Below are 13,822 nucleotides of genomic sequence, written 5' to 3'. Positions count from 1 at the left end.
TTAAAATTCCCCCAGCTTATAGCCGATCCCCCACAGCGTCTGAATATACTTGGGATGCGAAGGGTCGTCTTCAATTTTCTCGCGCAGTCTGCGCATATGTACATTAATTACGTTCTCATCCCCGAAATAATCATCGTTCCAGACGAATCCGTATACCTGAGCCTTGGTGAATACCCGGGTTGGATTGGTTGCGAAAAGCTTAAGAATACTGAACTCCTTGGCGGTCAGCTTCACTTCTTCCCCGCCCTTGTTCACGGAGAAGTTATCCAGGTCAATGGCTAGTTCTCCAATATGTATAGGCTTGCTCGTGGTCTCTGATTGCTGCTCTGAAGCTGAATGATATCCGGCCCGCCGAATCGCCGCCTTCACCCTGGCTGCAAGCTCGATCATGGAGAACGGCTTGGTTATGTAGTCGTCAGCACCGAATCCAAGACCCAGCGCTTTATCGACATCACTATCCTTGGCGGACATAATAAGAACCGGGACCAGACTCTGCTGCCGGATCAGCTGAAGCACATCTGTCCCGCTTCTTCCGGGAAGCATCAGATCAAGCAGAACCAGATCATAGGTAGTCCGGGCGAAGGCCTTCTCCGCTTCAATACCGTCAAATACGGCAGTGATCTCATAACCCTCTCGGATCAGGTAGTCTCGCACCATTTCACTTATGGATTGATCATCCTCAATTAACAATATCTTTTGCTGCACACTCTTTCCCGCCCTGCCCTTGTAAAATAAACTCCTCACTTAACCTTAACATCCCTGCGCCTAATGTCACAATATGGAATCTCGAAAAAGGCATAATCGCTTAGTGGGGCGCTCCGCGAACAAGACTGCTGTTCCAATCGCTGTTGTAAAAAAGAAACCACCCTTTGGTAAATTGGAAGTGTAGAACAACCAATTCAAAGGATGGTTCCTTGAAGCATTATTTCCCTCAAGCATTATTTCCTTCTGCGTATTGTCGCTTCGGGTATTACTGTACCTGGGATCTGAGGATCCTTACGCCATTGCATTCCAGGCTTACGGTGGCTCCCGTCTCTTCGCCCGTCTCCAGATCTGTGTATGTTCGTCTGTTCAGCTGGATGGTCTGATCCCGGTCGCTGAAGTTGAGCAGGAAGAGATATTCTTCTGTACCCTTCGTCCGCACCTGGGCGGTAACGCCCTTCGGCAGCTCCGTATCTACTGCGCGCCGAATCCCAGCCTTCTGGATCAGCTTCTCATAGAAAGCTTCATAGAAGGGCTCCTTGGCTCTGGTAGCCAAATAATAGGCTGTCCCTTCTCCAAATGCATGCTCGGTCAAAGCAGGCCGTCCGGCATAGAAGTCTTCCTGATACTCTGCCAGCGCCACAGCACCCTCCAGGTGAATAAGATCACACAAATCATAGGACTCATAGGATCCGCTCAGTCCAAACTCATTATTCTCTAACATTTGGATCTTATTGGTCTCATCGGCATGCAGACCTTCAATCTCTTCCGACCAAATTCCAAGCGTCTTCCTGAGCGGACCCGGGAACCCTCCCAGATGGCATAAGTCGCTCACATTGACGATACCGGACCAATAGGTTGTAACGAAAGTTCCCCCTCCCGCTACAAAAGCCTCAATGGCGGCTCCTGCCTTCTCCGTAACCAAGTACATCATCGGGGCCACAATCAGCTTGTACTTCGACAGGTCGTCGTCCGAACCAATAATGTCTACAGGCACGCCTAATTCCCAGAAAGCCCGGTAATGCTGCATCACCGTCTGCTCATATTCGATCCCCCGGTTGAGCGGACCCTGCGCATCATTTACGGCCCATCTGTTATCCCAATCAGCAATAATTGCGGTCTCGGCAGGAACGCTGCTGCCCACCACTTCGGCAAGGCGCTCTAACGTATCTCCTAGATGGGCAACATCACGGAAGACCCGGGTGTGTTCTGTCCCTACATGATCCACCACGGCACCGTGGAATTTCTCGCTGGATCCGCGGCTCTTCCGCCACTGGAAGTACTGCACGGAATCGGAGCCGTGCGCGACCGCTTGAAGAGAAGAGAGCTTATGCATGCCCGGACGCTTCAGCTTGCTTACCGGCTGCCAGTTCGTCAGGCTCGGTGTGCTCTCCATCAGCAGGAACGGCTGTCCGCCCTTGAGCGACCTGAACAGGTCATGGTTGAAGGAGAACCAGGCCGCAAGCTTCCCAGGTTCCTGCAGATCATGCCATGTCGGGTAGGCATCCCAGGAGATGACATCAAGCACATCGGCAAATTTACGGTAATCCAGGCCATCGAACCAGTCCATCATATTCGTTGTCACGGGAAGATCCGGGCGAACAGCCTTCAGAGGTGCGATCTCATGCTTGCAGAAGTCCACTGTCCGGTCGGTTACGAATCTTCTCCAATCCAGGTTATGGCCATGAACCATGCTCTCGCCGTGAGGAGCCGGGGATTCAATTTGCGACCAGCTCGTATACGTATGGCTCCAGAAGGTCGCCCACCAAGCTCGGTTCAGGGCTTCCAGTGTGCCGTACTTCTCCTGCAGCCATTCACGGAAATGCTCCTGACAATAGTCACAGTGGCATTCACCACCGTATTCATTGGAAATATGCCAGCCGATCACAGCCGGATGATTCGCATAACGCTCAGCCAGCTTGCTGTTCATGAGGGTGACCTTCTCTCTATACACAGGAGAGGAATAGCAGTGGTTATGACGGCCGCCGTGAAGGTTGCGTACCCGGTTCTTCTCTACCCGCAGAACCTCAGGGTACTTCTCGGACATCCAGGCCGGTCTGGCCCCGCTCGGCGTTGCGAGCCAGGCATAGATGCCGTTCTCCGCGAACGTATCCAGTACCCTGTCCAGCCATTCCAAGGTGAACGTACCCTCCTCAGGCTCAAGTGCCGCCCAGGCAAAGATCCCGACTGCCATCACATTGCATTTGGCCAGCTTCATCAGACGGATATCTTCCGCGAGCACCTCGGGGGCATGCTGCCACTGATCCGGGTTATAATCTGCTCCATGCATAAATCCCGTCAGCTTGGGGCTGATTGGCTTGAATGAATAAGTCATGACATTCCCACTCTCTTTGTTAGATATTTAGCGCTGGCAGCACGCTTCCGCTGTAATCAAACATCGTCAGGTTCGACCAGTTGTTGGCATGTCCTACTGACCACTCGGTCTTCGACGGAATCCAGCAGGGCTCCCAATAATAGAATCCGATCCCTCTTCCTTCCGGGGTATTCCGGATCACCTGAACGAAATCCTGCATATATTTCAGCTGTCCTTGAGGGGATGCCTCATATCCTGGATGAAGCTGCTCCGGCTTCTCCACAATCAGCGGGAAGCCTTCCTCCTTCTGCTCCAAAGTCCAAGGATACGCCGTCTCCACAACAACAATGTCTTTATGATAGCGCAGAGCCAGGCTGTTCAAAGTGAACTGCAGGTCCTCCAAGGTCCCATGCCACCATGGATAATAAGACAATCCGATGACATCAAAAGGGACTTCAAGCGAGGTGAACCGGTCGTAGAATTTCTGACTGGACGCATAGTCCCCGCCCCGGTCAATATGAATCATGATACGGATTGATTCGCTTACCTCCCGAGTGGCTGCAATCCCAGCCTTCACAAGGCCAGCAAAACGCTCCCACTGTTCATCCGTGTCATATCCCTCGCCGTCCACCCGACCTTCACCCCACAGCATACCGGGTGTAATTTCATTCCCGATCTGCACCATGTCCGGCAGTGTACCCTGAGCCCTCAGCATGTTCAGCACCACGAACGTATAGTCGTAGACAGCCTGTCTCAGCTCATCGTAACTCAGGTTCTCCCAAGCTTTCGGCTTCCACTGGTTGGCAGGATCCGCCCACTTGTCGGAATAGTGGAAATCCAGCAGCACATGAAAGCCTTTCTCCTTGATCCGCTTGATCATGTACAAGGTACGCTCCAGGTTGCAATAGCCTCCAGCCGGATCATTCCATAGCCGCAGGCGGATCGAATCCGTGCCTTGCGCCCGCAGAATATCCAGGCAATCTTCCGATTCGCCGCCCGGCTCAGTATAGAACCTGCCTCCCTCCTGCTCGATTTCATCGAGGAAGGAGACATCCATTCCTTTGATCCACGTGTGTGTCATGCTGCTTACCTCCTGTTATTCTTTCACGGATCCCATTACAAGCCCTTTAACAAAATACTTCTGTAGGAAAGGATATACGAGCAGCACCGGCAGCGCTCCAATAAAGATTTGAGCCGCATTGACCGTCTTCTGGGACAATAGTTCAAACTCCTTCGGATTGATGCTCATGGAGCTCATATCCTTCTGTACGATCACCGTCTGCAGGAACGTTGCCAGCGGGAACGATTTGGAGTTGTTCATATACAGCAGTCCGTCGAACCACGAGTTCCAGTGAAAGACCACGCTGAACAGCGCAAGCGTTGCAATGGACGGCAGCGAGACTGGCAGGAAGATACTGAACAGTGTACGGAAATGCCCGGCCCCATCGATGAATGCTGCTTCCTCAAGTTCTTTTGGAATTCCCCTGAAGAAGTTCATGAGCAGGATGGTTAAGTACACATTCACAGCGCCCGGCAGAACCAGGACCCAGAAGGAATCCATGAGATGGAGCTTCTGAATGACAATATAGAACGGCACCAGACCGCCGCTGAAGATCATGGTGAATACGAATAACCAGGAGTAGAAGTTCCGGCCTTTGAATACGGAGTTCTCCTTCGACAGCGGATAGGCAGCCATGAAGGATAGAAGCAGGGTCAAACCGGTTCCGATCACCGTTCTCTTCACGGATACCCAGATCGAATGCAGGAAGACCGGATTATCGATCGTCTTCTTATAGGCTTCCAGCGAGAAGTTGACGGGCCATAAGCTAACCAGATTGGCATCGGCAGCAGCCTTAGAGCTGAAGGATACCGCAAGCACATGAATTAAAGGAATGATACACAGCAGGGACAATATAATCAGGACTATCGTATTTATTACGCTAAACAGGCGGTACGCCTTTGTTTTGTGATACATCGTTCATCTTCCCCCATTCTTAGAAAATCCGGTAATTCGCTAATTTGTAGGCTAGTCTGTAGGACACCAGAATGAGCACCATGGAGATCACGGATTTAAACAGCCCGATTGCTGTTCCAAGTCCCATTTCTCCATTCAAAATGGCTGTACGATACACGAACGTATCGATAATATCGCCTTTTTGGTACACGAGCGGGTTGTACAAGTTGAAAATCTGGTCAAATCCCGCATTCAGAATGTTTCCGAGTGCCAGGGTACCGACTACGACAGCAATTGGAAGCATGGAGGGGATCGTAATATGAAGGGTCTGCTTCCAGCGGGAAGCTCCGTCAATCTCAGCCGCTTCATACAGGGAAGGATTCACATTCGCAAGGGCAGCCAGGAATACGATCGTTCCGAATCCGAACTCTTTCCAGACATCGGAGACGATAACCGTGAACCGGAACCAGTTGTTGTCTCCGAGGAAGAAGATCGGCTTAATTCCAAACAAGGAGGTCAGGATTTGGTTCACAAATCCGCCGTCTGTGGACAGCACGTCCAGCAGGATTCCTCCGAGAATTACCCAAGAGAGGAAATGGGGCAGGTAGACCAGGGTCTGTACAAAGCGTTTGAAGAAGGCCTTCCTCACTTCATTGAGCAAGAGAGCAAACACGAAGGGCGCAAGCAGGTTGAATATAATCTTGAGACCCGAAATAATGAGCGTATTCCAGATCACCTCAATACTATCCTGCCGCTCGAACAGGGCCCGGAAATTATCTAATCCGACCCATGCGGATTTGGTGAATCCAAGAAAGGGTTTATAATTTTGAAATGCCATGACAATGCCTCCCATAGGCACCAGGCTGAAGACGATCAGAAAAATCAGCGATGGGACGAGCATCAGGTGCAGCGGCCAATTGCGCTTGAGATGTTTCATTGCGTTAATCCCCTTTGTATATAGTCTTGAAATCTATTTGGTATGGTCATTATAGCAACGCCAAATCCGCATAAATAGCTAACAAAACCAATATAAATGGCACTATTGCAACCATTTGAAATGAACCTCCTACAGACTGGAAACTGCCCTGGCACCGACTTGAAAAAAAACCTGCAAAGACGACAAAACGGCATGCCTCAGCATGCCGTAGCGTCCCCAAAAAGGGTATTATTTGGTGTTCAGCTGGGAGTACCAGTCGTTCACTTCCTTGGTGATCTGGTCTCCGCCGGCAGACTTCCAGCTCTCTACGAATTTATCAAAGCTATCCGCAGGCTGCTTGCCGTAAATAATCTCATTCAAAGACTGGTTCTCAATCTTGTTCAGATAATCCATCTTAGACTTCATGGTAGGTGTTGTAGGACCTGTATAGAGGTTCGGATAAGCAATCCCCTCTTGGGACATCAATACCTTCGCAGCGGCTGGAGTATCCAGGCCGTAGTTCAGCTTCACTTCTTTTTCCAGTCTGGTAGTCGCTTCCTTACCATCCGCCAGATTCAGCAGTGCCTTCATCTGAGCGTCAGGAATACGGGCGCCATCGCGAACAAGCAGGTAACGGATACTGTTCACATAACCGCCTGGAATGTCTTCATACCGAAGTGCCTTGCCGCTTGCATCCATATCGTAGTCGTAGCCCTTGAACAGACCGTTGTCGAATACACCGCCAGGCTGGGAATCAGCCAAGTTCTTGAACATGTAGTTCTGATAAGTGAAGAAAGCCTCTGGGTGCTGCATTTGGGTGCTAATCAAGGTTACACCATTCGTGAACTGGGTTCCGTGACGGCCCGCTTTCCCGTCAGGTCCAGTTGGAAGAGCGATCGGCTTCCATACCGCACCTTTGACATTCTTAACCGTGTCGGACAACGGCCAGCCGCTCATCCAGTAAGGTCCTGGGAGAATACCGGCTTTACCTGCAACCGCAGGCTCAGAAGTTTTGTTCTCATCCCATAGCGCTGCTTCTTTTGGAATAAAGCCCTTGTTATACCATTCATTCAGCTTCACTAGACCCTGCTTCATAGCCGGGTTAATGGAGCCATATTCCAGCTTGCCGTCTGCGCCCTTGTTCCACTGCTGCGGAATGGTGCCATAAGCGCCGAAGATCCAGGATGGGTCACCCATCCACGTGTTCATCGTAGTCTTGAATCCGATACTCAGCGGAATAACATCTTCCGGCTTAAGTCCATCCGGGTTGTTGTTCTTGAAAGCTTCCATGACCTTCTCAAGCTCATCCATCGTCTTAGGTGCAGCCATTCCCAGCTTGTCCAGCCAGTCTTGGCGGATCCACAGGATATAATCGTGGTTGTAGGCATAGTCTAGAACCGGGATACCCATTCTTTTGCCATCACGGATATAGGTATTCCACACATTAGGGTCCTGTTCCATAGCCTTCTTCCAGGTATCAGAAGCGTATTTGTCGAAGAGCGCTCCTGCATCCTGGAACATGCCGGAATCAATCAAGTCCTGTGCCAATTGGGCATCCCCCACCGTCACAACGTCAGGCATCTGCTGACCGGAAGCCATGGACAATCTCAGCTTCGTTGCAAAAGCATTGTTGGTGTCTGTCACGGACCACAAGGATTTGATATCAATCCCCAGCGTATCCTTCGCCCACTTCGTGGCCACGTTATTCTCAATATTCTCACCGTTCTTGAATTTAAGCTCCGGGTCTACACCCCATACCGTGGAGATCGTTACAGGTGGATCATATTTCTCTTTATAGACATTCCCAGTGTTAGTCGAAGCTGTCCCCGCAGCTTCTGTAGCTCCTTTATCCTCAGAGCATCCGGTGAACAATGCGCCAACCATAACCAGACTAAATGCAAGCGCTGTCAGTTTCTTTGTATAAGCTTTCATGTAGCTCCCCCTCTTAGTGATCGTGTTCTACAGTTCTAATTATAGAGGGCGTATTTCCCGCGGCCTATGTCATTCTCGGAAGATTTCTGCACCTTTTGCAACCTGTTACTGATCCCGGAACTCATTCGGAGTGAGTCCGTAATGCTTCTTGAACATCTTGCTGAAATACTGCGGATTCTGATAGCCCAGCTCAGCGGTAATCTCATAGATCTTCTTGTTGGTCTTCTTGAGCAGGTACAGGGCATGTTCCATTCTCATCCGGATAATATAATCGCCCAGGCTCTCCCCGGTCTCTGCCTTATAAATTTTGGACAAATAGACCGGATGCAGGTACACCTTGTCCGCAATCGTCTTGACAGAGGTGTCTTGGCCCAGGTCACTGGATACCAGCTCCTGAACCTCCTTGATAATATAGCTCCGGGTGTAGTGATCGCTCGCGGACAGCTCCGCCTTGAATTTCTCCAGCATGCCAATGGACCAGGCCCTCAGCTTATCCAGGGATAGGATCATGCTCTGATCGTGCAGAAGATCGAAGCCGGATTGATCGATCTGGTAGACGAACTGCCCCTGCTTATGGGCAATGTACATGAAAGCATTGGTTACCGACAGGTACACCTCATACAGATGTTCTCTCGAGTACCTCGTCTTCTCAAGGTCTGCGAACACGTCACTGACCTTCTGCCGGGCAGCCTCCCACTGCTTGGATTCCAGTAAATGAATCAAGGTAGGCGGTTTGTACAGCATTTCAAGCGACTTAACCGGCGCGCTTGAGCCGCCCGGAAGATCCTCCATGAACAGGATCGAGCCCTGCTCTTCAAGTCCCGAGACAATAAAGGTGCTGAGCCCGGCCCGGTAAGCCGCAGCGACCTCGTCCGGGAAGGAGAACCAGCCGGTGATGACCGTGGAGATATCCCCTTTCAGGTAATTGCTGACCTGCTTGCGGAACTGGCCGGCCAGCTCTTGAAGCTTGCTTCTGCGCTGCCGTTCGAAATCTACTGCCAGCTCCATACCAGCCTGATAGGAGGACTGGAGCGAGAGCAGAATGACCATGCATTCATGAGGGGCCTTGCTGTGCCATACCTCAAAGGCCTCGGCAAATATCTCCTCGGCAATGTTACCCACCGCGAACTCAATCAGAGACGAAGAATGGTAATCATAGTGGGCGAACTGATGTCCGAGCTGAACAAGCAGCATGACAACAGGTTCATCTACATTCAATCCAATCCCGTACTGCTGAAGCTTCTCGCTGATCATCTGCTTGGACCAGGTTCTTCCGAGGAGCAGATCATGCATAAGATTGGAGCGAAGCACACCGGATTCCGACTTCATCGTGTAGAGCATCTGGTTGTATTTATCGGACGCTTCCCATTCGTCCTTTAAAGACTCGATCATACTGGACAGGCTATTAATGAATTCTTCATCATCCACAGGCTTCAGAATATAGTCCGAAGCCTGCAGCTGAATCGCCTTCTTGGCATACTCAAAATCCGAATATCCGGTAAGCAGCATGGAGCGGATGTGCGGCCATTCCTGATTAATCGACTCGATTAAGCTGAGCCCGTCTACCTCGGGCATCCGAATATCTGAGACTACAATATCAATGGATTGTTCCCTCAGGATGGATAACGCGTCCGCAGCCGAGCTTGCCTGGTACACCTGCTTAACCCCCAGCTCCTGCCAGGGAATCGTAGCGGCAAGACTTTCGGTAACGTAAGATTCATCATCCACTAACAGAACTTCAATCATGTAAGCTCCCCCTTGTTGTTCATATCTTCAAGCTGATTCGGCCAGTGAAGTGTGACCTTAACACCGCCCATCTCCGACCGGGAGAAGCGCAGCCCGGCAGAATCACCATAACGAATCCGCATTCGCTGCTGCACATTCCACAGCCCGCAGCCCATCTCCTGATCCATAGGCACATCAAGGCTACTGCGGAGTTCCTCCATGGCTTCTTCAGTCATTCCTTTGCCGCTGTCTTCTACTACGACACAGGTCTCATGCTCTTGCAGTTCGCTATAGATCCGGACTTGTCCCCCGCCTGATCCCGACTCAATTCCGTGCAGAACCGCATTCTCAACCAGCGGCTGTACCACCAGCAGAGGAACTTCCCATTTCAGCATACGTGCGGGAATATCGATGGAGAATTCAAGCTTAGGCTTACGCATCTTCTGAATTTCGAGATAGTTCCTGACAAACCCGAGCTCCTCCTCCAGCGGCACAACATCCCTTTCCTGCCGTGTAGTGTAACGGTAGTAGCTTGATAAATTCTGAGACATGGCCACAACCGCCTGCATGTTCTGCAGCTTGGCCATGCTGGAAATGAACGAGAAGCAGTTATAGAAGAAATGAGGATTAATCTGCGACTGCAGCTGCTTGAGCCGGGCCTCTCTAACATGGATTCGCTCCATGTATACATTTTCGAACAGCTCCTGAATCTGCGTCACCATCAGGTTGAACCTTTTGAACACGAAGCTGAATTCATTCTTCCCCTTGACCTCCAGCCTAACGGAATAATCCCCGTTCTTAAGCTTGCTGAAGGCAAGCACAAGCTTCTTCACCGGCACCTGAACCTGGGCGTACAGCATATAAGCAGCCAGACAGCTCATCAGCAGTAATGAACCGACAGCGAAGTAGAACAGCCGGTTGGACTTCTCGATCGGCGCCACAATATCCTTCAGCGGCATGTAATCGACCAGATACCAGCCCGTTGTTGCGGAAGAGACGATGTTGACCATATAGTCCTCTCCCCGCAGCTGTACAGTCCGGTTCTCCACATCTTCCAAGTGCTGATCCTTCAAGGAATTCATTAATTCCTGCGTCAGGGAACGGTTCGCCGACCGGTTGTAGATAATCCCGACATCCTTCTTGTAATACACAGGATCTCTGCGGCTGTCGCTCTTGAATTTATCCAGCATATCCTGAATGTTCCTGCTGTCGAACCGGACTTCAATAATCAGGTTGGCATCCTCCGGATGATTGAAGGAGGAATAGGGATACGCCGTGATCAGGGAAAAGGTGAAATGCTCATTCTCCCCTGAATCCTCCCGTGTAACCTGCCACCCCGGCTTCATCCGTCTCTTCAGATCCGCATCGTTATAGACCCGGATATCGTTATCCGATACCACCCTCCCCAGCGAGGGTGAGTAGATGAACAGCTTGGTTTTCCAATTGGAGGAACTCTCCTGAATATTCAGCTTGGTCTCAATTCGCTTCACCAGATTAATGAAATCGAGATTGAAGTACTCACTGTTCAGGAATATATCCTTGAATCCAAAAATATCCGGGTCCTGGATCATCAAATTCGGCCACAGGGAGAACAGATCAATATTGGAATTCACCTGGGACTGAAAGAAGTCCAGTTGGCTCGAATTGGATTTGTTGAGCTCTTTGCCAAGCACCTCTGTACTGGTGCGGTTGGAATAGAAGTAGAGTATGATAATCGGGATCAACATCACGATGAGTAAAATAGCCATTTTGCGAAATAGCGTTAGTCTGGGCACAAGCTTCACACCTTGCTTCTATAGAATTAGGCGGCTTCCCGCCGCTTATAAATATCCGCTTCACGGCAGCGCTGAAAGCGGTATCACGCCCGAATGGGATTCTCCTATTATACCTTTTTGTCTATCTCTCTTCATTCTAAAAAATTATACAAACCGCACCTAGTATCGATTGTTAATATTTCTGCTCTTTTGGAAAGGAATTTCCTTCCTGGCAGGTCCGCGTACCGCTCTGTTCCCGCAACAAAAAAGGAACCCGACATGAGTCCAGTTCCTGTTCGCCTTACTATTCAAGCGCCTAACTTGCCGGCTGGCGCGGCCGCTTGTGACTTTCCATTTACCAGCCAGATCCCCAGCAGGACCAGCGCAATGCCGACCACCATGAACTGGTTCAGACTTTCGTGCAGAACCAGGCAGCCGGAGATTACGCCGACTACGGGGACGAGCAGCAGGGAGATCGACGCTTTGCTTGCTTCCACTTTGGACAAAATGTACGACCACATCACAAAAGCCAGCGCTGAGCCCACCACACCTGCAAAGCCCACATAAACAATCGGCATAAGGCCCCAGTGACTCGGTCCATGTTCGAAGACGAAGGAATACAGCAGCAGCCCTGCAGCCCCGAATACCATCTGCCAGGTCGTGAACTGAAGCATGTCGCAGCTTGCCAGCTTGCGCTTGATAATCAAATTCGAGAATGCCCAGGACAACCCTGAAGACAGCGCCAGCAGCATGGCTCCCGTTGTTCCGCCAAAGTGCGCATCCATAGCAACGAACAGCCCGATTATCCCTACAACAATGCCGATCAGCTTACGAGCCCTGAGCTGTTCACCCGGAAGCCAGTAATGAGCCATCAGCGTAAGCCAGAGCGGCATGCTATAGGTTAACACCGAGGTTAGACCTGCACTGAGATCCACCAGTGACAACTGGATTGCAAGGTTAAAGTACATGGTCTGCAGAATCCCGCAGATAGCGTACCAGGTCATAATTTTCCCGCGCGGGATCGGCACCTTTCTGAAATAACACACGGCCAGCAGCACCAGCGCACCGAGGGCGAACCGGTAACCTGCGAATAATACGGGCGGGAATACCCCGTTCGCAAGCTTCATAAATACCCAGTTAAATCCCCAGATCAGACATAATAATCCTATTAAAATATTCACGCTTACCCACACCTCTGATTGCTATAAGTTGAGCTATTAAGTTACACATTAGGCAGCCGTGTGAAATATTCTTCCGATCGCTGTTGCTCCCAGATTTCTTAATTAAATTGATAAGGGGGAAATCCAGTCACAAAGGCGAACGCTTCGCTTCTCCAGAATCATTTCACACTCTTGCCTATGGGTAACTCTTAAGTTCAACTTATAAAAGTTACACTAAGCTGTCTATTATATCAGAGCTGCTCCCTCAATCAAGCGCCCTTACGGTCTGTCTTTCCACAATATGGTGCTGGGCGATTGAATTCTGGGCAATCTTGCCCGTCTCAATCATATCAATAAGCTTCATACAAGCTGAGCTTCCCATCTCGTTCAGAGGTTGATTCACCGTGGTTAACGGAGGAACGACCATCTCCGCCAGCTCGACGTCATCGTATCCAATTACTGACAATTCCTCAGGTATTCGAATTCCCCGCCGCGCGGCCACCGAGAGCACGCCAATGGCCATCTCGTCACTGGCTGCGAACACGGCTGTCATATCCAGAGAACGGCTGAGCAGCTCTTCCATAGCACTACAACCGCTGGCAAAACCGAAGTCTCCATAAGCAATATACTCCTCCAGACAAGGAATGCCATGTTCTTTGAGAGCCTTCATGTATCCCTCTACTCTGGGCACACCGGCAATCGGATCACTCTTTGTCCCCCCGATCATCGCAATTCGTCTGTGCCCTTTATGTATGAGATACTCAGTTGCCTCATAAGCTGCTACTCTATCATCTACTTTGACATACGGTATACCCGGATAATTCGTCTCTGACGAGATTAGAACGACCGGGATTCCTATAGCTTCAAGTGCTTTATAGTATTCTTCCTTAAGCAGCTCACTTGCGAAGACGATACCATCAACCTGCTTCTCTCTTAGCACCTGAAGACACTTGAGTGTTCTTTTCCCATCCTCGTCTGTATTGCACACTACAACACTGTAGTTATGGTTATAAGCGAACTCCTCAATCCCGTGAAGCAGGGCCGATGAGAAGGAGCTTGATACGTTGGGGAACAGCACGCCAATGGTACGGGTTCGCTTATTGATCAAGCCCCTGGCGATCATGTTGGGCTGATACCCCATTTCTTCAATCGTCCGCATCACCTTTTGCTTGGTTTTGTCCGAATATCCCGTCAGGTTATTCAGAACCCGCGATACTGTCGCTATGGAGACATTGGCCTTCTTGGCCACATCCTTAATGGTTGGATTCATAATTACACATTCCTCTTTAATGAATCATTTTATTTCTATAGCATAACTCATTTTCCCAAAATCCGGAATAGAGACAGGATTCGTACTCATCGCCA

At 50.3% G+C, this 13,822-nt stretch carries 10 protein-coding genes; all 10 read right to left on the bottom strand.

Annotation, left to right across the window (positions count from 1 at the left end):
* The 10 genes from ACEN86_RS03135 to ACEN86_RS03090 all read right to left on the bottom strand — a co-directional run bounded on the left by ACEN86_RS03135 (position 1) and on the right by ACEN86_RS03090 (position 13,727).
* Positions 1–705: a response regulator transcription factor gene (locus ACEN86_RS03135; protein WP_495632916.1), complete on the bottom strand. Its 705-nt coding sequence runs from the start codon at positions 703–705 to the stop codon at positions 1–3.
* Between the two features lie 265 nt (positions 706–970).
* Complete coding sequence (locus tag ACEN86_RS03130; RefSeq protein ID WP_495632915.1) at positions 971–3,037, bottom strand: beta-galactosidase; 2,067 nt, start codon at positions 3,035–3,037, stop codon at positions 971–973.
* Positions 3,038–3,056: 19 nt separating this feature from the next.
* Entirely contained in the window at positions 3,057–4,097 is a 1,041-nt protein-coding gene (locus ACEN86_RS03125) for a glycoside hydrolase family 53 protein (RefSeq protein ID WP_495632914.1), read from the bottom strand.
* Positions 4,098–4,112: 15 nt separating this feature from the next.
* Positions 4,113–4,991, bottom strand: a complete 879-nt coding sequence (locus ACEN86_RS03120) for a carbohydrate ABC transporter permease (RefSeq protein ID WP_127198963.1) — start codon at positions 4,989–4,991, stop codon at positions 4,113–4,115.
* Between the two features lie 19 nt (positions 4,992–5,010).
* On the bottom strand, positions 5,011–5,907 hold the full coding sequence (locus tag ACEN86_RS03115) for an ABC transporter permease (RefSeq protein ID WP_495632913.1): 897 nt from the start codon (positions 5,905–5,907) through the stop codon (positions 5,011–5,013).
* A 228-nt stretch (positions 5,908–6,135) separates the two neighbouring features.
* Positions 6,136–7,818, bottom strand: a complete 1,683-nt coding sequence (locus ACEN86_RS03110) for a type 2 periplasmic-binding domain-containing protein (RefSeq protein ID WP_495632912.1) — start codon at positions 7,816–7,818, stop codon at positions 6,136–6,138.
* A gap of 105 nt (positions 7,819–7,923) precedes the next feature.
* Positions 7,924–9,564, bottom strand: coding sequence for a response regulator transcription factor (locus ACEN86_RS03105; protein WP_495632911.1), 1,641 nt, complete (start codon positions 9,562–9,564; stop codon positions 7,924–7,926).
* On the bottom strand, positions 9,561–11,318 hold the full coding sequence (locus ACEN86_RS03100) for a sensor histidine kinase (protein WP_495632910.1): 1,758 nt from the start codon (positions 11,316–11,318) through the stop codon (positions 9,561–9,563). Before ACEN86_RS03100 ends, ACEN86_RS03105 begins: the two co-directional genes overlap by 4 nt.
* 287 nt (positions 11,319–11,605) lie before the next feature.
* Positions 11,606–12,478 (bottom strand): DMT family transporter, encoded by an 873-nt coding sequence (locus ACEN86_RS03095; RefSeq protein WP_495632909.1) that lies wholly within the window; start codon positions 12,476–12,478, stop codon positions 11,606–11,608.
* A 244-nt stretch (positions 12,479–12,722) separates the two neighbouring features.
* On the bottom strand, positions 12,723–13,727 hold the full coding sequence (locus ACEN86_RS03090; RefSeq protein ID WP_495632908.1) for a LacI family DNA-binding transcriptional regulator: 1,005 nt from the start codon (positions 13,725–13,727) through the stop codon (positions 12,723–12,725).
* Positions 13,728–13,822 lie beyond the last annotated feature (95 nt).

Source organism: Paenibacillus sp. Paensp111, from assembly GCF_059492195.1.
This window is presented reverse-complemented; position numbering and strand designations above follow the sequence as displayed.